Annotated in this window: 19 protein-coding genes, 1 tRNA gene, 3 rRNA genes and 1 pseudogene; 15 read left to right on the forward strand and 9 right to left on the reverse strand. The window is 53.1% G+C overall.

Annotated elements, in window-relative coordinates; all coding sequences use genetic code 11:
• Window positions 1-679: 679 nt before the first annotated feature.
• Complete coding sequence (locus MUK72_RS16910; protein ID WP_244706452.1) at window positions 680-946, reverse strand: hypothetical protein; 267 nt, start codon at window positions 944-946, stop codon at window positions 680-682.
• 312 nt (window positions 947-1258) lie between these two features.
• Here MUK72_RS16910 and MUK72_RS16915 point away from each other — a divergent pair, with 312 nt between their 5' ends.
• The 9 genes from MUK72_RS16915 (at window position 1259) to rrf (ending at window position 8957) form a co-directional block, all read left to right on the forward strand.
• Window positions 1259-1558: a hypothetical protein gene (locus MUK72_RS16915; RefSeq protein WP_244706454.1), complete on the forward strand. Its 300-nt coding sequence runs from the start codon at window positions 1259-1261 to the stop codon at window positions 1556-1558.
• On the forward strand, window positions 1555-1833 hold the full coding sequence (locus MUK72_RS16920) for a hypothetical protein (protein ID WP_244706456.1): 279 nt from the start codon (window positions 1555-1557) through the stop codon (window positions 1831-1833). The genes MUK72_RS16915 and MUK72_RS16920 overlap by 4 nt, the downstream gene beginning before the upstream one ends.
• Window positions 1834-1987: 154 nt before the next feature.
• Window positions 1988-2152 (forward strand): hypothetical protein, encoded by a 165-nt coding sequence (locus tag MUK72_RS16925; protein ID WP_244706458.1) that lies wholly within the window; start codon window positions 1988-1990, stop codon window positions 2150-2152.
• 13 nt (window positions 2153-2165) lie between these two features.
• Entirely contained in the window at window positions 2166-2567 is a 402-nt protein-coding gene (locus MUK72_RS16930; protein WP_244706460.1) for a type II toxin-antitoxin system death-on-curing family toxin, read from the forward strand.
• A gap of 383 nt (window positions 2568-2950) precedes the next feature.
• Complete coding sequence (locus tag MUK72_RS16935) at window positions 2951-3199, forward strand: DUF7692 domain-containing protein (protein ID WP_244706462.1); 249 nt, start codon at window positions 2951-2953, stop codon at window positions 3197-3199.
• 666 nt (window positions 3200-3865) lie between these two features.
• Window positions 3866-5339, forward strand: a 16S ribosomal RNA gene (locus MUK72_RS16940).
• Window positions 5340-5492: 153 nt separating this feature from the next.
• Window positions 5493-5564: transfer RNA gene (locus MUK72_RS16945), tRNA-Ala, on the forward strand.
• A gap of 206 nt (window positions 5565-5770) precedes the next feature.
• Window positions 5771-8706, forward strand: a 23S ribosomal RNA gene (locus tag MUK72_RS16950).
• 132 nt (window positions 8707-8838) lie between these two features.
• Window positions 8839-8957: ribosomal RNA gene (gene rrf, locus MUK72_RS16955) — 5S ribosomal RNA — on the forward strand.
• Together the 16S, 23S and 5S rRNA genes with 1 tRNA gene alongside form the textbook arrangement of a ribosomal RNA operon.
• 416 nt (window positions 8958-9373) lie before the next feature.
• On the opposite strand, the gene nucS is transcribed toward rrf, so the two are convergent.
• From nucS to MUK72_RS16985, 6 genes and pseudogenes are all read right to left on the reverse strand, one after another.
• Window positions 9374-10135: an endonuclease NucS gene (gene nucS / locus MUK72_RS16960; RefSeq protein ID WP_244706063.1), complete on the reverse strand. Its 762-nt coding sequence runs from the start codon at window positions 10133-10135 to the stop codon at window positions 9374-9376.
• Window positions 10136-10517: 382 nt separating this feature from the next.
• Window positions 10518-11078: a TATA-box-binding protein gene (locus tag MUK72_RS16965; protein ID WP_244706464.1), complete on the reverse strand. Its 561-nt coding sequence runs from the start codon at window positions 11076-11078 to the stop codon at window positions 10518-10520.
• 211 nt (window positions 11079-11289) lie between these two features.
• Window positions 11290-11742 (reverse strand): HVO_A0114 family putative DNA-binding protein, encoded by a 453-nt coding sequence (locus MUK72_RS16970; protein ID WP_244706065.1) that lies wholly within the window; start codon window positions 11740-11742, stop codon window positions 11290-11292.
• Window positions 11739-12113, reverse strand: coding sequence for a toxin-antitoxin system TumE family protein (locus MUK72_RS16975; RefSeq protein ID WP_244706067.1), 375 nt, complete (start codon window positions 12111-12113; stop codon window positions 11739-11741). The genes MUK72_RS16970 and MUK72_RS16975 overlap by 4 nt, the downstream gene beginning before the upstream one ends.
• A gap of 125 nt (window positions 12114-12238) precedes the next feature.
• Window positions 12239-12982, reverse strand: coding sequence for a class I SAM-dependent methyltransferase (locus MUK72_RS16980; RefSeq protein WP_244706070.1), 744 nt, complete (start codon window positions 12980-12982; stop codon window positions 12239-12241).
• A 622-nt stretch (window positions 12983-13604) separates the two neighbouring features.
• Window positions 13605-14189, reverse strand: a pseudogene (locus MUK72_RS16985) (IS1595 family transposase); the annotation flags it as partial.
• Between the two features lie 116 nt (window positions 14190-14305).
• On the opposite strand from MUK72_RS16985, the gene MUK72_RS16990 reads away from it, so the two are divergent.
• Window positions 14306-16336: a DEAD/DEAH box helicase family protein gene (locus tag MUK72_RS16990; protein ID WP_244706072.1), complete on the forward strand. Its 2031-nt coding sequence runs from the start codon at window positions 14306-14308 to the stop codon at window positions 16334-16336.
• Between the two features lie 62 nt (window positions 16337-16398).
• Window positions 16399-16644, forward strand: coding sequence for a hypothetical protein (locus MUK72_RS16995; protein ID WP_244706074.1), 246 nt, complete (start codon window positions 16399-16401; stop codon window positions 16642-16644).
• 155 nt (window positions 16645-16799) lie between these two features.
• Here the strand turns inward: MUK72_RS16995 and MUK72_RS17000 are convergent, their stop codons facing one another.
• A complete protein-coding gene (locus MUK72_RS17000) occupies window positions 16800-17999 on the reverse strand; it encodes a transposase (RefSeq protein WP_244700560.1) in 1200 nt (399 codons plus the stop codon).
• 161 nt (window positions 18000-18160) lie between these two features.
• Here MUK72_RS17000 and MUK72_RS17005 point away from each other — a divergent pair, with 161 nt between their 5' ends.
• The 4 genes from MUK72_RS17005 to MUK72_RS17020 are packed head-to-tail and all read left to right on the forward strand — an operon-like array spanning window position 18161 to window position 22735.
• Complete coding sequence (locus MUK72_RS17005; RefSeq protein ID WP_244706077.1) at window positions 18161-20131, forward strand: AAA family ATPase; 1971 nt, start codon at window positions 18161-18163, stop codon at window positions 20129-20131.
• A complete protein-coding gene (locus tag MUK72_RS17010; RefSeq protein ID WP_244706079.1) occupies window positions 20124-20561 on the forward strand; it encodes a hypothetical protein in 438 nt (145 codons plus the stop codon). Before MUK72_RS17005 ends, MUK72_RS17010 begins: the two co-directional genes overlap by 8 nt.
• Window positions 20562-20568: 7 nt before the next feature.
• Window positions 20569-21750 (forward strand): hypothetical protein, encoded by a 1182-nt coding sequence (locus tag MUK72_RS17015; protein ID WP_244706081.1) that lies wholly within the window; start codon window positions 20569-20571, stop codon window positions 21748-21750.
• Complete coding sequence (locus MUK72_RS17020) at window positions 21743-22735, forward strand: hypothetical protein (protein ID WP_244706083.1); 993 nt, start codon at window positions 21743-21745, stop codon at window positions 22733-22735. Before MUK72_RS17015 ends, MUK72_RS17020 begins: the two co-directional genes overlap by 8 nt.
• 73 nt (window positions 22736-22808) lie before the next feature.
• Here MUK72_RS17020 and MUK72_RS17025 read toward each other — a convergent pair whose 3' ends face one another.
• Window positions 22809-24353: a DNA-methyltransferase gene (locus MUK72_RS17025; protein WP_244706085.1), complete on the reverse strand. Its 1545-nt coding sequence runs from the start codon at window positions 24351-24353 to the stop codon at window positions 22809-22811.
• Between the last annotated feature and the right edge of the window lie 76 nt (window positions 24354-24429).

The following is a 24429-nucleotide window of genomic DNA, read 5'->3' on the forward strand; positions in this document are numbered from 1 at the left end:
GTTGTCCTGTCATGTGCAAAGTAAATCTTGCCATGAGGAATCTTCGACGAGAATCGGGTGACTGGCTAAAAGGATGGAACGATTTGCGGGGTATACACGCTTACTCCACTAAGTACGAGTTCATTGCTTATCCTGACAGACAATTCTTCATTCCACAGGGTGGGGTTCCTGTCGCTCTTCGATTTTGTGGCTCGTTTCGCCTTCGTGTTCAACAGCGGAATACAGAGCTTGCTCGTCGGTGAGTGCCGCACCGGAAGTCCATGCGCACTCTGTGCAACTGTACCACGTCATTGAGGCGTGTTTGATGTGGGTTCTGGTGAAGGAATCGTCATACTACGAGGGGAGTGTTCTGTTGTTGGTCGGTATGTTCGCGTCGGATGTGTCTTTTGAGGGGATTGTAGCCTCTCTGACCGATTTCGAATGTTCGGTTGCAGAACGGGCAGGATTGATAGACGGTCATCGGGTGGGAATGTACCGCTAAGTTGCGTGTACTGTTAGTCGTGACGGTGGTTGGTGATTCAGCCAGCCGTTACTGCTTTCGCTTGCCTCAACTGTGATACTCGACAGATTAATCTCGCTTACATCCCTTCGGCAATATAAAGAACCGACGTTGCTTACAGCCTGTAAATAGAGGAATGCCTACTGACAGAGTAGATGGTAGTATCGGGCTGCCCTCTAGTTACGGTAGTATCGAAATGACGATACCTGCAAGGCAGAGGGCGAATCCGCCGACCACACCGAAAAAGCGCCAGTTGGGACTAGTCGGACCAGCAGGCTCATCTGAGAATACCAAGATGTATGCTGAACTGAGAGCCATTCCGGCACCACCAATTGAGCGCAGAATTACTGGTAGTGATGGGCTTCCTAGCAGTTTTGGGATCGATGGAATCGCAAAAATGAGTCCAAGTCCTAACAACGAGAGGTAATAGATGCGCTGGTAGTTCATGCTAGGACCGATACGTCCTTCGATTAAATCCTTTGGCAGCACTCCAAACCACCAATCGGCTGCGGGAGCCACACGGCCCACGGGGGCCGAGGGCTGGCAGAATAAGCGATGAACTCGTGGTTAGTACACTAAGCCGTGGTATAGGAAATGATACTTAGAGACAGGTGACTCTATATGTTTGTATAGTACGAACTATCTTAAAATGCCGGATACTGTTAGAAAGCCAGCTATTCGTGTGTTCATTCGCATAGCACGAACACTACAATTCGTATAACGCGAACTCTTATCGCCTGTTGGTTCGCATAGTACGATATGACACCCGAGATCGGACAGAAGCCGGGCCGTAAACCCCGTGTGACTGACGATGAGATACTTCAACTGTTCAAAGACGCCGACCCGCCCGTACTGACGGCGAGCGCTCTCGCTGACGAGCTTCCGATCGGCCACCGTGCGCTGCTCAATCGGCTCAATACGCTATGGGATCGCGAAACTCTCGATCGTATGGACGTCGGCCCACGCGGTCGCGTGTGGTGGCTTCCCGGCCATACGTCGACCACACCGGAGACCGTCACCGAGAGCGGGCCGGACGTCGAGGAGAGGAGAGAGCAGTGAGCAAGCGCGTCGAGAGCCACGGTACGCCACACATGGCAGCACGGCCGGTCGATTTCCCCTGTCAGGGGCCAGGGTGCGGCGGGCACGTCGTTACCTATCTGACCGATGAGGACATCGAGGCGCGTGAGACGGTTCGGGTGTATCGACCGACGGCTGACGCCGACGATGAACGTCTCGTCCGCTACTTGTTCTGTTCGTCGGACTGTCGTGCCACGTTCATTAACGCGGTCGAGAGTGGCGAGCGCCCGGAAACGTTCTACGACGGTTCCGATTAATCACGGACGGCCACACCATGCCCGATCTGATACTCGACGTCGACCACGCCGGCGACCAGCCTCCCGCGGTTCGTCCGGCCGCTGCTGCCTTGTGTAACAATTCGACTAGCGGGGAAGGCGAAGAGTTACATAAGGCTCAGCGAGAGCACCTACCATGGGCGGCTCAGTCGTTGTCGGGTGTGCCGAGAGTACTTTGCTCGCCGCCAGATCGACGCACTTCGCCGTTGCTTCGCCGTGTCTCGCTGCTCTCGACACGGCCGCCGTCCGTGGCGACACGCATACCGACTATCCCGAAGCGTCAAAATCCCCTGACCGTTGACTGGCATACACCAATGAGCGAGGGCCTGCCGACGCCGGCGGAGATCGTTGACGCCCATAGTCAGATCGAGGAGGCGTACGACTTGAAATACAAAGGCGTGCGGATCGCCGCGCCAAAACTCACGCTACGAGAGGACGTCGTCGATCCGGCGGCAGAACACGAGGGCGTATTCCGTCGTGCTGCTGCCTTGCTGTTCGGGATTCAGAGTGCTCACGTTTTCGAGGACGGGAACAAGCGGACGGCATGGACCGTCACGCGGTCATATCTCAAGCGAGAGGGGATCGACCTCGATCCGCCACAAGACGATGAGACGATCGAGAGGATCGTCCGCCGCGCAGGCTTGTTCGAGACTGACGAGCTCGCCGAGTGGCTCGAAACAGGCGAGATCGACGAGTCGAAGCTGCCGGAGCACTAAAGATGGCGAGGGACAACACTACTACCATGAGCCAGCCAGAACAGAAACGCGAATCCGAGTGGGACGAGATCGTTGCGGAAGTGATCGAAGAAGACCGAGAACTTCTCGACCGCCTCGCCAACTGATCGAGGGCGTTGTTCGCCGCGGCCCTGTTTCGACGCGACCACACAGGGTTGCGCGTCGAGATCATACCGATCCTGATTTTGCACATCAAATAGCCGAACACACCGATTTCGATGTGCAAAAATAGCACCACACCCGCTGATTTCGTGTATATGACTTGATATCAGTCGGACGAGCGCATAACAGACGGCAGACGGTAGCCGGTTCTCTCACCCGAGCAGAACGGCTTTGTGAGAGCGATGTGCAAAATCAGCCGACACATGAGAATCGAGACCAGCGGGAAGTACGCCTGGCGGACCGACCTCTACGACGACGTTGGCGAGCTGCTCGACGAGAGCACCCGAAGCGGAGCCGTCGACGGTGCGTGCGAGTTCACCCAGCAGATGCTCCCGGCGCTCGCGAAGGCCGTCGAGCATCCGGATATGACCGAAGAGCTCGCCGAGATACTGAGCACGCGCGTCGTCGACGTCGAGTACGAGATCTCGACCGATGTGAGCGTTCGCAAGTAGCCGTCAAGCAGGTTCCATCCACCCCTCCGAGAGTCGATTCCAGCAGCTGGTGTGGAAAGCGTATTCTTCCACGCTGTCGCGGTCGCTGGTCCGTCTATGCTCTGCCTCGACCCGAACGTGGTCAGTGTCTCGCTCGACGTACCCGCCGCAAATGGCACATTCACCTTCGTCATTGGACGATCCCGTTTCACTTGATGGGCGGTGGGCGTCAATCTTCGGATGGCGTCGCAAAACTGCTTGATCTCGTTTGCTGTACTGTTTCCTACAATTTCTACTGGCAACTGATAGAATGGTGAATAGCTGGTAGAAGCGGTGCGACCAATCGTTTGAATGATCTTTCGCACCTAAGTTGATCTACCTTCAATTGTATACGTGGCCAATAGGGAATTTAGAGCGTAGCAACATTGAAAATGTCAGCTTGGACCGGTTTGCTATCCACTTGCTCACCGACGCTGCTTCGAAGAGTTTATTCGTTCCACTGGTGTACGATGAGGTCCGAAAGAAGTGAGGATTCCGCCCCTGCGGTCCGCCGTCAAGATGGAATCTGACGTTAGCCCTGATAGTTCGGTGACACCCGGTTCGGTCCGCGGTGTCACGAACGCGAACCCGATAGGTGAACACAACCTTGTGTTCCCGCCTAACCCCCCGAGCCATCGTGCTCGGGACATTCCGGTTGATCCTGCCGGAGGCTATTGCTATCGGGGTCCGATTCAGCCATGCTAGTTGTACGGGTTTAGACCCGTAGCAAATAGCTCCGTAACACGTGGTCAAACTACCCTCTGGACCGGGATACCCTCGGGAAACTGAGGTCAATCCCGGATACTGCTTTCATGTTGGAATACAGAAAGTCGGAAACGGTCCGCCGCCGGAGGACGTGACTGCGGCCGATTAGGTAGACGGTGGGGTAACGGCCCACCGTGCCGATAATCGGTACGGGTTGTGAGAGCAAGAACCCGGAGACGGTATCTGAGACAAGATACCGGGCCCTACGGGGCGCAGCAGGCGCGAAACCTTTACACTGCACGCCAGTGCGATAAGGGGACCCCGAGTGCGAGGGCATACAGTCCTCGCTTTTCGTGACCGTAAGAAGGTCTCAGAATAAGAGCTGGGCAAGACCGGTGCCAGCCGCCGCGGTAATACCGGCAGCTCGAGTGATAGCCACTATTATTGGGCCTAAAGCGTCCGTAGCCGGCCGAACAGGTCCGTCGGGAAATCCACCCGCTCAACGGGTGGACGTCCGGCGGAAACCAGTCGGCTTGGGGCCGGGAGACCAGAGAGGTACGTCCGGGGTAGGAGTGAAATCCTGTAATCCTGGACGGACCGCCGGTAGCGAAAGCGTCTCTGGAGAACGGACCCGACGGTGAGGGACGAAAGCTTGGGTCTCGAACCGGATTAGATACCCGGGTAGTCCAAGCTGTAAACGATGCTCGCTAGGTGTGGCGTTGGCTACGAGCCAGCGCTGTGCCGTAGGGAAGCCGAGAAGCGAGCCGCCTGGGAAGTACGTCCGCAAGGATGAAACTTAAAGGAATTGGCGGGGGAGCACTACAACCGGAGGAGCCTGCGGTTTAATTGGACTCAACGCCGGACATCTCACCGGCACCGACAGTGTGCAGTGACAGTCAGTTTGATGAGCTTACTTGAGCCACTGAGAGGAGGTGCATGGCCGCCGTCAGCTCGTACCGTGAGGCGTCCTGTTAAGTCAGGCAACGAGCGAGACCCGCGTCCCTAATTGCCAGCAGCAGCCTTGTGCTGGCTGGGTACATTAGGGAGACTGCCGTCGCTAAGACGGAGGAAGGAACGGGCAACGGTAGGTCAGTATGCCCCGAATGTGCCGGGCGACACGCGGGCTACAATGGCCGAGACAGTGGGACGCTACCCCGAGAGGGGACGCTAATCTCCTAACCTCGGTCGTAGTTCGGATTGCGGGTTGAAACCCACCCGCATGAAGCTGGATTCGGTAGTAATCGCATTTCAGAAGAGTGCGGTGAATACGTCCCTGCTCCTTGCACACACCGCCCGTCAAATCACCCGAGTGAGGTCCGGATGAGGCCGGCGCAACGCCGGTCGAATCTGGGCTTCGCAAGGGGGATTAAGTCGTAACAAGGTAGCCGTAGGGGAATCTGCGGCTGGATCACCTCCTACAGACCGGGATCGGGCCGACGGCCCGACCCACTCGTAACTGTGTTCGCGTTCGTGACTCGCGGTACCGACCGGGCACCTACGAATTATCAGGGCTGACAGCAAACACGAACCTTGCTTGGTGTCTCGTATAGGCGAGTGTTCCAAGGGAGACAGGCCCATAGCTCAGTGGGAGAGTACCTCTTTTGCATGGAGGATGTCTTGGGTTCGAATCCCAGTGGGTCTATCTGTCGACTCGTATAAATCGAATCTCTTAAGTAGGGATTGGTGATATATTCGAGTCTGACCGAATCGATGCACCACTCCGTGTAAGCGTGAGTGGGAAGGGTTGAGACGTACCTCGTGACACTCGGGTGCGTCCATGAGACTGTGTGTACGTGCGATCCAGGCGTCCACTGGACCCGTTCAGCGGGTTCATGGATTCTGATTAGAAGACCGTGGCTACTATGCCAACTGGTGAATAGCTCGGCTCGAGTGCCGATGAAGGACGTGCCAAGCTGCGATAAGCTCAGGGGAGCCGCACGGAGGCGAAGAACCTGAGATTTCCGAATGGGAATCCCCACCGCAATTGCTTCGCGCAATGGGGAACGCCGGGAACTGAAACATCTCAGTACCGGCAGGAAGAGAAACCGAATGGGATGTCGTTACTAACGGCGAGTGAACGCGACACAGTCCAAACCGAAGCTTACGGGGCTTTGCCCCACGAGCAATGTGGTGTTCGGACTGACTCTCAGCACCGGATCGTCTGTGTGAAGTCTCCTGGAACGGAGCGTGAGACAGGGTGAAAACCCCGTAACACAGACCAGTACGGTGTGCGTCAGCTCCAGAGTATCGGGGGTTGGATATCCCTCGTGAATATGGCCGGCATCGACGGCCAAGACTAAACACATCTCGAGACCGATAGTGAACAAGTAGCGTGAGCGAACGCTGAAAAGCACCCCACAAAGGGAGGTGCAATAGGGCTTGAACTCAGTTGGCGATCGAGCGACGGGGCATAAAAGGCGTCTTAGTGAACGACCCGGGGGCGACCCCGCAGTAGCAACCGAGACGAGCCGATGTTCCGTCGTGCGTTTTGAAAAACGAGCCAGGGAGTGTGTCTGCTTGACGAGTCTAACCCGAGCATCGGGGAAGGCACAGGGAAACCGACATGGCCGCAGTGCGTTCTACGTACGAGGGCCGCCGTGTTCAAGCGCGGGGAGTCGAGCGGACACGACCCGAATCCGGACGATCTACACGATGGCAAGGTGAAGCGTGGCGAAAGCTGCGTGGAGGCCTGTTAGGGATGGTGTCCTACAATACCCTCCCGTGACCAGTGTGTAGGGGTGAAAGGCCCATCGAGTCCGGCAACAGCTGGTTCCGACCGAAACATGTCGAAGCATGACCTCCGCCGAGGTAGTTCGTGGGGTAGAGCGACCGATTGGAGGGACCGACTCCGAGAGGAGTCGGCCCTCCTGTCGAACTCCGAACCTACGAACGCCGTCGACGCGGGGAGAGCGGTGTGCGGGGTAAGCCTGTGCACCATGAGGGAGACAACCCAGAGCTTGGTTGAGGTCCCCAAGTGTGGACTAAGTGCGATCGAAGGTGGTTCCGAGCCATAGACAGCCGGGAGGTGAGCTTAGAAGCAGCTACCCGCTAAGAAAAGCGTAACAGCTTACCGGCCGAGGTTTGGAGCGCCGAAAATGATCGGGGCTCAAGTCCACCACCGAGACCTAGCGGCGCACTGTATAGTGCGATCCAGTAGGTCGGCGCTCCGTTTGGGTGGAAGTACGGGCGAGAGTTCGTATGGACCGAACGGTGACGATAATCCTGGCCACAGTAGCAGCGGTAGTCGGGTTAGAATCCCGACGGCCTCACGGACAAGGGTTCCTCGGCAATGTTCGTCAACCGAGGGTTAGCCGGTCCTCAGTCCTACCGCAGTTCGAGTAGGACGAATCGGGAAACTGGTTAATATTCCAGTGCCCGCGTGCAATCATGCCGACGCCTCGGGGTCGACCGAGCCGGGCACTCGCCCGGTCGAATCACCAAAACTCGTGGAAGCCGTAACGGCACGAAGCGGGCGAACGGTGAGATAGAGAAATTCGGTCCAACCTGGGGCCCGTGAAAAGGCGCACGCGGTCCGTACCCAGATCCGACACAGGTGTCCGTGGCGGCGAAAGCCAAGGCCTGTCGGGGACAACCGACGTTAGGGAATTCGGCAAGTTAGTCCCGTACGTTCGCAATAAGGGATGCCTGCCTCGGAATGAGGCAGGTCGCAGCGACTCGGACGCTCCAACTGTCTAATAACAACACAGGTGACCGCAAATCCGCAAGGACTCGTACGGTCACTGAATCCTGCCCAGTGCGGGTATCTGAACACCCGGTACAACGGGACGAAGGACCCGTCAACGGCGGGGGTAACTATGACCCTCTTAAGGTAGCGTAGTACCTTGCCGCTTCAGTAGCGGCTCGCATGAATGGATGAATGAGAGCGTCACTGTCCCAACGTTGGGCCCGGTGAACTGTACGTTCCAGTGCGGAGTCTGGAGACCCCCAAGGGGAAGCGAAGACCCTATAGAGCTTTACTGCAAGCTGTCGCTGGGACACGGTCGCTAGTGTGCAGGATAGGTAGGAGTCATTACGCAGGCACCCGCGCTAGCGGGCCGCCGAGACACCACTGAAATACTACCCACTAGTGACTGTGACCCTTACTCCGGGAGGAGGACACCGGTAGCTGGGCAGTTTGACTGGGGCGGTACGGGCTTGAAAAGATATCGAGCCCGCCCGAAGATCACCTCATCCGGGTCGGAGACCCGGAATAGAGCGCAAGAGCAAAAGGTGGTCTGACAGTGTTCTCTCCAACACGAGAACGCTGACGCGAAAGCGCGGTCTAGCGAACGGATGAGCCTGCTTGATGCGGGCCATTTACGACAGAAAAGCTACCTTAGGGATAACAGAGTCGTCACCCGCAAGAGCACATATCGACCGGGTGGCTTGCTACCTCGATGTCGGTTCCCTCCATCCTGCCCGTGCAGCAGCGGGCAAGGGTGAGGTTGTTCGCCTATTAAAGGAGGTCGTGAGCTGGGTTTAGACCGTCGTGAGACAGGTCGGCTGCTATCTATTGGGGGTGTCATGGTACCTGACGGGAACGATCGTATAGTACGAGAGGAACTACGATTGGTCGCCACTGGTGTACCGGTTGTCCGAGAGGGCACGTGCCGGGCAGCCACGCGACACGGGGTAAGAGCTGAACGCATCTAAGCTCGAAACCCACCCGGAAAAGAGGTACCGCCGAGGTCACTCGTAGAAGACGAGTTCGATAGACTCGGGGTGTACGCGCCGAGGCAACGAGGCGTTCAGCCCGCGAGCACTAACAGACCGAGCCACATCAGTCATATCGCATTGGAATCCGTCCTGCTGGACGGGTCCAGGCGCTAACTGGATCGCACGTCATACATTAGATACCCGAACGCATCGGCCCACCGATCGTCGGCGTTACGCGGTTCGATTCCGCGGATCGGCATTAAGGCGGCCACAGCGGCGGGGCGACTCCCGTACCCATCCCGAACACGGCAGATAAGCCCGCCAGCGTTCCAGCGAGTACTGGAGTGTGCGAACCTCTGGGAAAACTGCCTCGCAAGAGGGGCCAAGTGTGAGCCCAGGAGCGCAATCGGTAGTACACGCAGGGTCCGTCCCGGTGGAACCCGAGACCGCTCCGTTACAACGGCTCATAACTAGTGGTTCGCCGCCTCCCATTCATACTTCGAGCTACCCCTTTCGGTAGCTCACTCATCATCACTCGCGGAGTGGCAACGCTTGCACCCTGTCATGTAGTCGTTTTTGAAGTGAATACTCTAATTTCCACTGAATTGGTCTGATTTTCGTCAATAATAAGATCATCCGTTCATCGGTGCGTCTTAGTGTGAGATTAACCACTACTGCTGGATCGGGCTAATAGCTGTCAGAGACAGTGTCAACGATTGAGGATTGAACGTCTGATTCAGTTCACACGACTGTGTTTCGGCTGGCTCATGTTGAAGGAGTATAGAAGGACTATTGTTATTTTTCGGCGTCCTTTGAGAAATCTGTCGGCTGGGATGTGTCTCCCTGTTCTGGAGTAAGCGAGACGAATTCCAAATTTTCGCTGGCAAGCAGTTGCTTTGCGCGTTCCGTTACTGAGGGGGCGACCAAGATGCCTCGAACAGACTTGCCCGGTCGGTTGCGTTCGAGTGCTTCGACGTAGCGATTGAGTTGTCCGACTGCATCGGGACCGACACGGCGGCGTTTGAGCTCGACCGCGATGGCGGTGCCATCAGCGTCTTGTCCATAGATGTCGATCGGTCCGGCAGATGTCTCGCGTTCGGTTGCCATCGCACTGAAGCCGGTTTCGAGGATGTCGGGATCGGCGAGAATACGCTGGCGGAGATCTTCTTCGCTGCCTTCGAGATTGAACTCTGATACGCCATCTAATCCGAAACGTGAAGCCTGTGCAACCATTTGGAACATGATATCGAGTTCTTCGTGGGGCGAGGTACGGACGCTCTCGATGATGAGACAGTCGCCGCTAAGATGAGCGCTATGAGTCGAACCGGGCGGTTGCCAGTTGACAGGCTTGCGCTGCTCGTTGCCGTGAACTAATAATGTGCCATCGGGTTTGAGAATCACCAATCGTTCACCTGGCGGAAGATGGCTCGATGCGCGTCCGTCGTAGTCGATCTCACACTTACCAACGAGTGTGATCATCTCGCCGTGCTCGAAGCCCGTGTTGATGAGGTTGTGAGCGTCTTTGAGTGTTGGATCGGTGAGCGTCGAGACAGGCATACTGGCTGTTTGGCCTCGGTCAAGCCATAGCGACTCGTTTGACTTTACCCTTACCGGTTGGATGGCCTATCATACTGCTGTACCCTATTCGGCGCAGTACTTGCAATGGGGAGTTAGTGATACTGTCGGACGGAACTGATCGGAAATCGTAAGGTGAAATGTCACTCGTTGCAGTAGATTTTCGCAATCTGAACTTCACGTACTTCCGTCCGACAGTATGAATCCAGTGCTCACGACAGCGATTTGAACTGGGTAGGGATCCCCGTAAACAGACAAACCCCCCATTCACATACTGCAAATGTTCTATCATTCACAATCGGAGATTGTAATCGAGTAGGATCAACGTCAGAAACGACGGGACGTTGGGTTACAGATGTATTGTTTAGCCAAAAAGACCGAGATCTGTGAGTTTGGAGATGATCACCTCTGTCGCCGCTTCCGCGTCTGCAGGTATTTTCCCGCCCGTGATGACTGTCTTGCCCGATCCAAAGAGTAACATGACGACATCAGGTTCGTCAAGTCGGTAGACGAGTCCGGGGAACTGCTCGGGTTCGTATTCGACATCCTCGAGGCCGAGACCGATCGCAATCGCATTCAGATTCAGACTTTCACCGAGATCACCGCTCGTCACGACGTTCTGGACCTCAATGTCCGGATTGTCACTCACGTCGATTCCAAGGTCGGAGAGTGTTCCAAAGACGATCTCAAGAGCTTCGTGAACGGCTGGAACAGACTCCGCACCCGTACAGACGATCTTTCCCGACCGGAAGATCAGTGCTGCGGCATCTGGGTCTTGTACCCGATAGACTATGCCAGGAAACTTGTCGCGGTCAAAATCTGCCCCTTCGAGATCCATTGCGACCGATTCCAGATTGAGTTCCTGGCCCACAGCTGTTGAAGCGACCACATTCTGGATTTCAAGCGTCTCCTTCGGGTCAGTGATTTCCTCGTGGTCGCTCATAGATAGGTCACACCCGGTCCAATGGAGAGCGGTCATAAAAGCGATTCCAGGCGGCGAAGTGTGTCCAGTCCGCAAAATCGGGATTGAATGAAAATATTTTGATGGAAATGTCCATATCTCGATGCCGAGGCCTCCGACGGTCGCGTTGATCAGGTGCTCACGAAGACGACTGATTGAAGAAAGCAGACGTGGACTATGCGGCAGCAGGTTCGTCAGTGTGGTCCCGTTCAGACTCAAGTGAAACGGAGAAGTCGAAGACGATCTCGTCGTAGGCGACGATCGGTCGTTTTGCGTTGCCCTCTTGGGCAAACTCGACGATACCGTGGGCAGCGAGCTTGCGGAGCTGGTCGTGGACGTTTTTCTTGTCTCGGTCGACCAACCGCGCTGCTTCGCGGATGCTCGCCGGTTCGTGGACATTCAGCGCGCGCAAGAGCGCGAGCGTCGAGTCGGTGAACACCGCTGTCGCGGTGTCCACGTCCGGGAACGAAAGCGTCGGATGGTCTGTTCCGCCCTCATCGCTCTGCTCGTCGGACTCGACGGTGACACGCAGCGTTCGTGCCCACTCGTCGGGCACGGAGTCGGGATACGTCCCAGCGTGCTCCTTGCTCTCCTGTTCGCGTCCGTTCTCGGTGTCGTTCTCAGTCATATGTCGTAGTCCTCCGGTGATGGTCCGAACGGTTCGATTCCTGTTTCCCGAAAGAAGCGGTCGTACACCGCGGCCACTGATCCTGAAAACTCGTACTCGGCGTCGAGATCTCCGCCGACATGGCGATGATGAGTTCCGTCGCCGTGGTCGTTGTCGTAGCGTAGCATCGTCCCCTGTCTCGGGCCGATAGGCCACTCAACATCGTCGGGTGGATTGGCCGGATCGGCAACCCCATAGTGGAGTGCGTAACACGCGCCTGGCGGGTATCGTCCGATAGCGGCGGGGTAGATGAACTTGTAGCGAACGAGGACGCCCGCTTGCACCATCTTCCGCTTCTCATAGACCACCTCGGGGCTCTCATCATCGGCCATCCTCTACCGTCGGTACGAACACCAACGCCTTAAATTCGTGGGTGCGGACACCAACGGGCCCGATCAATGGCTGGAATGAATGGTATAATTGGATATCGGCAAGCTCGCTGTCATACCAGAGGCCATCATTCGGGCGCAGCGACGACGAGGACGTACGGTTCGGCGCGTCCCTTCCGAGCCACTCGTTCGACCGTTGAGACGGTGAATCCCGCCCGAGAGATGCGCTCGGGCCAGTATTCTTCAGGAGTTGCGGTCGTGTCCTCGGGAACGATCGGGAGTTCGAGCACGCCGAGCGTTCCCTGAGGCGCACAGACGCGATGAGCCTCGCGGAGTGCCGGATCGACCTCCGCCGCAGGAAGGTCGTGGAGCACCCGACACGCAGTCACTACGTCCTGTGAGTCGGTCGCCACGGGAAGCCGAGATGCGCCGCCGACGATGGGCGCGATGTCGACATCGGCTGCACGGCCGTTGCGCCGCGCGAGTGCTGGACCGTTTCCAAGGATGATGCGGTTGTCGAACACGTCGAGCCTCAGCATCGTACATGAGTCGGGAACGCTGGGAGCGAGGCCGACGAGCGACCGCCCGGTTCCGCAGCCAATGTCGAGCGCGCGGTCGGCCTGTGCGAACGGGAGCGCGGACGCCAGCGCAGCGTATGGCTCCCGGTTGAGAGTCCACGGAGGTGGGGACAGCAGCCGTCGCGCCGCTGTCGCTCCACGAACCGCCCCACCGATCATCGCCGCCGTGGTGACCAGACGGATCCATTTCGATTCACTCGTTCGCCGGCATATCTCGGCCGAGAAGATCACAGCGAGTGCTCTCAGGATGGTCCGGAGTCGTCGTCGCCAGTGATAGAGTCCGAAGTTGTACATCGGTTCTCCGTGCCGTGTGACTGGCCGGGAGACCTCTTCAGCACGCCGATCATCGCCGAGGCGGTTCTGTCATCTGATCGCTGATCCTTTAAGTGATTCTGGCGACAAGGTGAAGATACGAGAGAGGTTCGCGCCCGGTTCTGTTCACTGCTGATTGCTTTTCGCTCTTGTGACTCGGTGGAAATCCTGCTATCCCTGCGGAGCGTGAGGCAAAAGCATGGGGCGCAAGAGACCGAGCAGTCTACCGCGTTACAAAACGCGCGCTTGTGACTGGTCCGAATGCGAAGGAACACGAGTACTGGGCACACCAGCCCGGCTGACGCGCTAATGATTCAGGCACGCTCTGAAAGTTTGCTCAGAAATAGATGGTTAGAAGATTGTTGCTGCTGGTTCACAGGAACCGCGAAATCGATGAACAGGGGTTTATATGATGACGATCAAAACAGTCGTATTCAGGTGTGTACTAGGGGATCCAGCTATTGCTGATTCGACCGGACGAGATTACGGTAAACATTACAGTAAACATCAAACTCACTTAGATCGCTGTACACTCGGTGTACGGCTCTCTTAGGTCGCTATTTCTCTTCCCCGAATCTACTTTCAAAGCTTCTCTCACCCATTAGGCCGCGACGAGCGTCATCTCATCGCCCTGCTCTCCTGTCCATCGCGCCCGTCCGGGTCCAGGAGACCCGCCGCGGGACAGTCCGTCCCGCGGTGGGTTCTGGCCTTTGTACCCCGAACACACCCGCTGAGTTTCGTCCACCTGTGTTGGTCCAGCAATCGTGTGACCGATGCGTTCCCACACCGTCGAGAAACCGCGGGCGAACGCGGTTTTCACGTCGCTAATTGCCTCGAAGACGGTTTTGTAGGCGCGGTCGAGCAGCGGTGCGATTTGGTTGATGCTGAGGAGAGTGTCAGCGTAGAGGATGAAGGCAACGAGGAACTCGCCGGGGGCGAGTTCCGAGTCGTAGAAGGGTGTGCCGCGGGTGTAGCTCGTTTTCCAGTCACAACGGCTACACCAGATGCGGGCCGAGCCATCGAGAGCATGGAGAGCGTCGGCGTCACAGTTTGGGCAGGCACGGCTGGTCCAGATAGCTTTGAGTCGCCGCTCGACGATGGTGTCGAGCGGCTCTGGCCGAAACTCTATTACTCCGAGATCAACGAGTTGCTCAAGCATTCCGCCGAAAGCAGCGCGTTTGTTGGTCATAAACGACTGCTGTCGGCGGAATGCCCTAACTTCGATGGCTTGGTTCCGCTACGCTACACAAGAGCGGAGTCAGTGCTGGCAAAGCCTATATGTACAATACCAGTCTATTCCCACTCATGCCTAACCCGGATACGTTCCGGCATCTCGATCTTCCGCGTGTAATTGATACCGCGGATACAGAATTTGTTTCTGAGTTCTATACGCCACTTCTCTCTCGGGCGGTGAGATATGATCGTGGTGCTGGATTCTTTTCGAGTAGTTGGATCGAGTCAGCTGCCCGCGGAATGGCAGATTTTGCAGAAAACGGTGGCGTTGCAAGATGGATAACGAGTCCAATTCTGGGTGAAGAAGACTGGGAGGCGTTTAAGGAAGGTATGGAGGCCCAATCAGATGAAATATTAAAAGAACATCTTGAAGATCAAATCACAGACCTTCGATACGACCTTGAATATCACACACGAAACACCATCGCCTGGATGATTGCGGATGGACTCCTAGAAATCCGATTTGCTGTTCCGAAGGGCGACCTGACGGGTGATTTCCACGATAAATTCGGTATCATGGAGGATTCGGAGGGCAATACGGTTGCATTCCATGGTTCTCAGAACGATAGTAAGACTGCGCTGTCGAATTACGAGGCGTACACCATCGATTGCGATTGGCTCAGTGACCGAGACGCGGAGGGGGTGCAGTATCAGAAGAAGCGGTTTAACAGGCTCTGGGATGGGAAGTTCGATAATGTTGATATATATTCTATACCGGAGGCCGCTAAAGAACAGATCGCGAGGCTCCGAGATGATGACTATCGACCCTACACAACTCCTGAAGAGGTAAACAGCGGAATTACACTACGTCCGTATCAACAGGAAGCAATTGAATCCTGGCAAGAGAACGGCCAACGGGGGTTATTTGAGATGGCAACTGGAACCGGAAAGACGTTTACTGCACTCGCTGCGACTGAGGCCGCGTTCGATCGTCCGGATCCGCCAGAGTTAGTCGTTATCGCGGTCCCGTTTACTCACCTTGCTCCTCAGTGGAAGGAAGAAATGGAATTATTCGATATCGGTACTCCCACGTACGCCTACGGAACTGATAACCCCGATTGGAAGGTCGATCTGTCTAAGGCAATCTCGAATCTCAATCTTGGAGTAACTGATCGAGAGGCACTTCTTACGACGCATAAGACGCTCTCCAACAGTTATTTCCGTGAGAAAATCCAGAAGCATCACGGAACTTCGCTCTTGATTGGCGACGAAGCACATCACCTAGGATCGGAACACCAACAAAGTGGCCTTCTTGTTGACTATGACTATCGTATTGGTCTTTCTGCCACACCAAAGCGCTATTTCGATGAGGAAGGTACTGAATATCTTCTTGACTACTTCGGTGGAGTGGTGTACGAGTATACACTCGGAGAAGCGATCCCGAAGTTTCTTACGCCATATGAGTATCATCCGATTATTGTGGAACTCTCCGCAGATGAACTTGAAGAATATCGCTTACTTTCCCATCGTCTCGCAAAAGTCGCACATAATGAGGACGCCGATGATGAAATTAGGGAACGATTAGCACAGAAGCGGGCCAATATCATCAAATCAGCTGAGAATAAATATGGTCAGCTTCGTTCCGCTCTCAATAGGCTAGACTCCGTTGACCACCTCCTTGTCTATACGAACTCAGAACAGCTCGAACACGTTCAGGAAATCCTCAATGCAGAGGGATTGATCCAACACAAATTCACCTATCACGAAGACAGCGATGAGCGCGAACGGATATTGAGTGGGTTTGAAGATGGTGAATATGACGCCCTTGTCGCGATGAAATGCTTGGATGAAGGTGTCGACGTTCAAGCGACTAAACAAGCCATCTTGATGTCTAATACTGGGAATCCAATGCAGTTCGTTCAGCGCCGTGGTCGTGTTCTTCGGCAATTTCCTGGAAAGGAAAAATCGACTATTTTTGACTTTATTGTTGTCCCAACGACCAATCCGAATTCGGAACTCGTGGAAAGTGAGAAAGGAATACTTAAAAAAGAACTCCGGAGATTTGAAGAGTTTGCTGCGAACGCAATGAATGAGGTCGAAGCCCGAAACAAGATAGGCCATCTCCGAATTCAATATCAAATTTCTGTTGACGAGGATGAATAGTCCCGTCGTTGGGATATCTACATTCTAAAGATATAAGTAGTACACAGGAGCATTACAGAATTATGGAACGGGAGGACGTCAATGAGCTTATCTTGCAGAAAGTTAACAGAATAGATGACGACCAAATCAGGAATTTTATCGAAGATGTACTGCGATTTGAGCGCGCTGAGTTAGATAAAAGCCAGCCGCACTATAAGAGTGACTTTGGCGATTATCTTCAGAAATATATTGATGACTGGGAGAGCTACGACGACCCTACCAAGTCTGGTGTTGTTGAGAGGGAAGACAAGGCCGTTACAGCTAGTTAGCTGATACGTGTTGCGGCCGGGAACGATACTATTGACCGATCCAATAGATGAGTAAAGTGGTTTGTGTTCATTTCTATTATTTCTGCGAAGGTATATTTACGTCACGACAGCGCAGCCGCTCCGTATGGAGCGGCTCGCGTACCTCTTCCTATCGATTAGCCTGCCTCAAGATCACGGCTCCACAGATACCGCTTCTTTGTCTCGGTGAGGAGCGGGATCACTGCCTCCATCTCGATGTCTGGAAAGAGCTCGCGCATTCGCGCGAGCGATGCCTCCCGCGAGATGTAGCCGTGTTTGACAGTCCGCACGGTCATTTGGGTCTTGAGGAACGACTGGACGCCCTCATGCGTCCGAAATCGACGCTTTACCTGCGTCGATTTCGTGTGGCTGAAGTAGCGCTCGGCGTTGTTCGATGTGCTCGGGACCCACTCATCCCGAAGATGGATGGCGAATTTGTCGAAGTTCTCCATTACCTCCTCGACATAAGTCCGGACCGCTGGCGGCAGGTGCTCGATTTTATCGAGCACCGCCTCAAACCGCCGGAAAGCCGCTGGATACGACGGAGCCGCGAACACGCTCTTGAATTCACTCCAGACGATCGTGGCGTGAAGCTTCTCCGCGTTCGAGTAGCGAACGCTCCGGAACACCTCGTTCCGGAGCTTCTTCTCGCCGTTCTTCAGGAAATGGTAGTGACACCGGTGGTGGAACGCGCCGAGATCGTCTTCCACGATCTCGGCATAATCCGAGCGTCCGTCCGTGGTCACGACGAAGACGGGTTTGTTTTCGAGAGCGGTGGTGAGAAACTCACGGACGGTGGCCTTCTCGCACCCGTCGACGACTTGTTCGGCGACGGGTGCTCCCATGAGGTCATCGTAGAGCAACAACCGGTATGCGCGCTTCCCATCGATGCGGAGATACTGCTCGTCATAGGTGTAGATGCCCGAATACGTGGGGAGATCGTTTGCGACGATCTCCCCGGTGTCTTCGGTAATCCAGTTGCGAATCTGTTCGTCGGATGGTCGAACGCCGAAATGAACGGTACAGATATCCTGAAGCCGTTCAAGGGACGCGTCGGTGAACGCGTTCACGACGCGTACCAGCCGTCTAACCTCGTCGGGGTACTGGTAGTCATCCTTGATGTAGGACAGACTCGGTGAGAACGTCCCTCCACAGATACGACACCGATACCGCTGCACCCGCACGGGCGAGTGCCCGCGCGGGTGCCTGCCGTAGGTTCCGTGTTTGTTCGCACGCTCTGACCCACACTCACAGACCAGTGTCGAGTCCTCGACGAGTGAAGGTTCATGAGGCGTGGTCTCGAATGATCCGATTGGTGCGGTGGGTCTGTGTGTCATTACAGTCACTACCGCACCAACCTTCTAAGAACATGATGTGTTGCGTCGCTGCGCCGCAGCGACGCCACGGTAATCCGAGACGACCTCTCACTATTCGAGCATAGTTGCGCTCGTCCTCACCAACACTCTACTTGGTAGGACCGCTACGACCCTAATAATTAATGTCTCAACTTGAAATCCGATCTCTCACACTAGAGAATTATCGACAGTATGCGGGCGAGAACGAGATTCAATTACAAACACAGAGCGATAAAAGCGTCAACGTAATCCAAGGGGAAAATGGAGCAGGGAAGTCAAATATCCTAAACGCGATAACGCTCTGTCTCTACGGGAAAGAGAGTCATTACGACGAAACCAAGGATAACGAACTCGAGTCTTATCCATACGTAAATCGAGGGGTACTCGACGAAGTGGGGGATAACGAGATCGCCGAAGGGCGGATCGAAATCACCCTGGGTGAAGACGAACCTGAGTATATCTTTTCACGCAGCTTCAGGACTGTCAAGTTAAACAGTAGCAGTTTCAGTAGCCAGCACGGTGAACTTCAGCTAAAGGAAAAGCGTGGTGGCGACTGGAAATCGGTTGAGCATGTTAGCACCCGCTTGAACCAGATTCTCCCGGTCCACGTTCATCAGTATTTCCTCTTTGACGGCGAACGGTTGGACGAATTCTTCGGTGAAGGATATAAGAACCGGGTGAAGAATGGACTTCTCGACGTTTCCCATATTGAATTGCTTGAAAGAGGTATTAGCCATCTCCGATCTTTTGAGGACGATTCTGAGAAAGAACTGTCTGATGTAGGCGATGCTGCTGAGAGAAAGCGGGACGAATACGAAAAGGCAAAGGAAAGGATCAATGATCTGGAATCAGATCTGGAGCAAACGAAAACAAATATTTCCGAAACCAAGAACCATATCCAGAAAATTGACGAGAAGCTACAAGACAGTGCTAATCCGGAAGTGAGAAAAAAACAACAGCGAAGAGAATATCTTATTGAAAGGCTGGAGGATATACGAGATGACATTGAAGAGGTTCGAAAAGAGGCTAGTCGTGAGCTTGTGAAGAGTGGGCCCCCACTATATGCGGTGGAGTCACTCGATTTTACACTATCTGAGGTTCGGAAGCTTTCTGAACAAGGGAAACTCCCTCCCAAAATTCAGGACACCTTCATTGAGGAGCTACTCGAGGAGGGCCAATGTATCTGCGGTGAAGAATTGACTGAAGAACACCGAGAACACCTCATTAGCCTCCAGCAAGAGATGTCGACGGTCGTCGAGAATAACCTCGAGGGGAAGATGGCGATCCCAGGGCTACTACAAGATGCACATGAAGACGCAGAGACGCTGATGGAGAAGCGTCGGAAGTTGGCTGAGCTGGAAGACAAAGAGCAGCGGAAGAACAAAGAGCTTAACGAGATCTCCGAGCAGCTCAAAGCGCATGATATCCCGGAGGATGTGGACGTCCAAGAGCTCGAAAAACAGCGAACCGAGTACGAAGACCAGCTAGAAGAACTCCAAGAAGGTAAAGGAAAGCTCGAGGTCCGTATCGATCAAGCGAAGGAAAATCGCGACGAAAAAAAGAAAGCGTTCAACGAGGAAGTGTCTAAGGAAGAAAAGAACGCTGAAATTCTAAAAAAGATGCAATTCATCGGGTCGTCGCGAGATGAGCTTGAGTCGATGAAGGAAGACATCATCTCTTCGGTTCGTGAGGAAATAGAGACGAAAATGAATAATTATTTCAACGAAATAATTTGGAAAAATGAGGATTACACCGTTACTCTGACCGACGAGTACCAAGTACGTGTTGAGGGTCCACGAAATGATAACAAAATCGGATCTCTCTCCGCCGGAGAGCGACAGGTATTGGCTTTTTCATTCCTTGCCGCACTAACGAGTGTTAGTGGATTCAATGCACCATTGGTCATCGACACACCGCTAGGTCGAATTTCAAGTACTCCGAAGCGCCGGCTCGCCCAGAACCTGCCAGAGTACATCGACGATACCCAGATGACCTTCCTGATGACTGACGAAGAATACACGGATGAGGTCCGAATGAAGATGAAATCTCATGTCTCAAACGAATACAAGCTTGAGTTTGTTGACGAAGTGACGGAGGTGGTCCCATATGAGTGATCAGATCTATGAAGACACGAGTCCGGGGCGAGACTACTACATTCAGGAGGACAAGCATGAACTCTACAAAGAACTCCAAGAAAGCGAAGAGTCCCCATTTACTGAATCTGAACTGAATGAGATATTCGTCTTCGCTGTAGCGTACGGATCACGTAAGGCAGGCCGAACACCAATCGACGGAGCTGGACGTGCCCTGTTCAACCGACCCGCCCACAATGACCAGACACTATGGTTCATTCGTTCTGTTGCCGTTGCCGAAGAGCGAACGACGGATGTTCTAATTGATGGGGAAAAAGTCAAAGAAATCGCGGAGGAATACGCGAATGGGGGTATTACTGAACTCCACAATAAGGTGTTCGGACCTGGGGATCCGCTAATCGAACTGTCGGACGATGTTATAGAACTCGCCCAAGAGCACAACCCAGAATAAGAGAAACATGTCTTCTTGGAAACAGATTGAGCTGGGTGGAAAAGAGATTCAACTGATGATTCGTTCCTCCAATACTGGAGAATTTGAAGTTGGTTCGAGATATAGCAGCAATCATGAAGAGGGTTATCTCGCTCTATTGAAGGAACATGCTGTCTGCTGGTATCAGCGGCCTTCGGAACCCCGGTCTGTTGGAGTATCCGACGTCGGAGATGCTGTTGTGGCGGATTGGATTGAGTATGGGGAATCGACAGGTGCTACCATCTCCGTCATTGATAGAGAGCAGTCCACTATTTATGAAAAACATCTAGATGTGAGTGCACCTACCGTCGATATTTCGCCGGATAGTAACTTCATCGTTCTTTGCCCCTACGGGGAACTGGCCCGGATTCTCGATATTCGAAGCGATACAGAAATCGTTCGTCACGAGTACGATATCGCTGACCGATTGATACCTAGTTGGATCACTGTCGATGGAGATCACCAAGTAGAGTTCCGACAAAAAACGGATGATGACCCACTTTATCGCATTGACTTCAACGAAAACATAACCTGGTCTAGCGATTCATTTGAATCACGGCAGTATTACCAAGTCGTCACGCTCGATGAAACCGTTCCATGGACGGACACTATTGAGGATTTTGCGAGCGATTACGCTGCCAGTGATGACGCCGAGGTTAAGCATACGATTGCGAACACAATCGGTGAAGCACGGTTAGTTGATGCTAATCGGAGTACATTACAAGAGGTCGTTAGCGCGCTCACGAGAGTTCAGAGTACGTTTGTAGATAACGAAGCCCATCAGAAACTTGTCTCTCAACTCTTGGGGGAAGCCTACTACCGACTAGCTAAGGATCTTTATTCCGGTCTTCCCGTTGATGAGCAGTTTTGGGAGCTGATCGAACAATCGGCTGCGGAATACCGTACTGTTCTTCCGTGGTATGAAGGCAAACGAGGGCTATCCAAAGCATTACGGCTGCAAGCCAACCAGTACACCAAGCAAAACCGCACGAGAGAAGCGTTGAGCTGCTATGAACAGATCGAGTTATTAGAATCACGATACAACGTGAGTCTGCTCAGCACTGGAGATACAAACTCCCTCAAAGAATATCGTCAGAAGAATGTATCTGCCATGGAACCGAATGAAACCGGGAAATTGATCCAGTTATCTCAACTACCATCTTATGAATAGCGAATCTTCATTGGATATAAATTTTGGTAAAGAGTACATTTTGGGATTGATTGATCATCTTTCTCGCCCAATATTGGAGCCATATCCAATGGGGGGTGGTTATGGGCTTGCAACGGAACTACAGATATCGCTGCGTAAATCCGAGCTCTTAGCAGGTGTAATAGGACAGTTTCTTGACAGACAGGACATTCAGTATCGATATGATTACGGGGATTCTGAAAATGGTCCCCGTAAAATGTTGATACATAATTCAGAAGACATTGAGACGTTGCGTGACCTTGGAGAGGGGATATACATCCAAATTGCTGAGCGCTTGGAGTATCTTGTTGCAGTGGACCGTGAATATGGTGGTAAGACGATTGCCGGAAATGAAGAACTATTCTATCAATTGTATAAACCTTGGACAGATATGCATCCATACTGGAACAGTAAGAAATATACGCTCGATTTTTTTGAGGATGAATTTAATATCGGAACTATTGACGACATATTTGACGTTCCTAATCCAAAATATCCAGAATCTATCTCAACAGAATATATTGCAGGAGCTTTTGATGGAGCCGGTATGATCTCATTATTGATTAATGAACAACCGGTCAACAACACTGGTTATGGGATGGCTTTCAACGCACGGATTACAGTCACTCATCCGGATATACGAATAAAACCGAATTTCATTAGATATCTCGAGAACCATGGTCTCGCCCCTACGATATCAAAGAGAGAAGATCGTCTCAATATTCAATTCAACGCCATCAATAGTGTCGAAAAATTCATTGAAGAAGTTGGAGAAAGCACAACATATTTATACAATCTTTGTGAATTATTCTACACTCAACTAATCCCTGCATATAAGGACCAATACCACACTACTAAGGAGGGGTTTTTTGATATCGTCCGAGCATTCGAAGAAGTAGCTCCAGAAAGACCCCGGGCAAAATACACTACAGAGTTCTTCGAGGAGAAATGGGATCTTGAAGAATGACCGAGTTGCTGCGTGATTCCCTCTAGCTCATGAAAGTGGAGAATCTAATCAGCTGAATGCTGAACTCCGGTTTTTAAAATGATCCCAATTCTGATTGCTGACTGCTGGGTTTCTCTTTCCGCTCCTCTAATGGGTTATCAACCTGGATTTTTAGATTCGAGACGAGTGGTGGATGACTTTTCGACCAGTACTGGAGCCATTCTTCGTCGGTGATTTGGTTAATCCATTCGTCAAGAGATAGGGTTTCTTCTGCCCAGTGGTGGTTTCCATCTTGGTATAGATGGACCTTGTTGCCGATCAGCTCTGGCGACCCAGACTCTAGATTAGAGAGGTAGTCTCTAAGCGTGATGAATTCTGGATGGAACTCGACACCATAGTAATCACCCGACCCCTTCTTTTCGGAGAGCATACTTTCCATCACAGTCTCAAATGATATTTCCTCAAAATTGTTAGAAGGTTCATGGACAAATTCGAGTCGTACATCAGGTTTGCTCTCAGCATCGAAATGGTTTGGGTCGCTAATTGCCTGAATGAATTTAATTTGTCCTCGTCGAATACTACTATTTTCTCCTTCAATTAGCTGTTTATACAGCTTATATGCATATTTGTGGATTCGCAACGTGTAGATTTTCTTTTGGAGGATCGACTGTTCATCCCGTAGTGTTGATTGAACGCTTCCGACCTCTCTCAAGGCTGCCGGGCGAACATGTTTCTGGTAGTATTCGATATATTCCTGATTGAGTTCAAATCCGAGTGGCTTCCGGTCTAGTGCTTCGACAACCGCTAGTGTCGTACCGATTCCCGCAAATGGGTCAAAGACGACATCACCAGGATCGGAAGCGAGGCGAACAATCCGCTCGACAAGCTCTTCTGGAAATGGACTCGGGTGGTAGCTCACCTTTGGACCCCACTGACCTTGTTTGGGAATCGGGAAACGCCAGACGTTACTTGGGACGATTCCTCTTGGGCTATATCGTTCAGGATAGTTCACCCACCACCGCTGGAATTCATCAGGGTCAGTGACCCGGATTGCGTCCTTATTGTACGTAAATCCATCTGACTTAGAAAACACCGTGACGTACTCATGGACGTTCCTGAGCTGTCCTTTTCTGGTCCATGGCCGTGTTCTAGTTTTATCCCATATGATATTGTCCTCCATACGCCAGGATTCAGGTAGAGGATTGTGCACTGCTCCGCATTTTGAACACTCGAGTGAACCGTTCTCTCGGTCCTGTTCGAGATATCCACTGCAATCCTGTTCCAAGCATATGTCATGGTTTTGTAAATTTTCGAGCTCGTCTGCAATATCAAAGGGAAGTCGAACAACTCTACCGTTGGATCGGAAGGTATCTGTGACTATCCACAGTGTACAGTCTTCAGACGCAATGTCGTAACATTGTTTGAAGATTGATCGGAGATCATCCAAGAATTCCTCATAACTCTGTTTGCCGATCTGCTCTTCATGATCTCCATAATCAACTAAGTCAGCGTACGGTGGCGACGTAATGATCGTGTCGACGAGGCCATTCGTGTCATCAAATTCATCTCCAAGGTATGACTTCAAATTTCGAGCATCATGTTGGTATATTTTGAAACGAGAATCCTGCTTGTCGTTCATTTGCTATACTTGTCGACGGCTGGATCACAAATAAAGGAGTTGGTACTGTCGAGTGGGTTCCAGACGAATGCATAGG

Source organism: Halococcus dombrowskii (genome assembly GCF_022870485.1).
In the GTDB taxonomy this organism is placed as follows: Archaea; Halobacteriota; Halobacteria; order Halobacteriales; family Halococcaceae; genus Halococcus; species Halococcus morrhuae.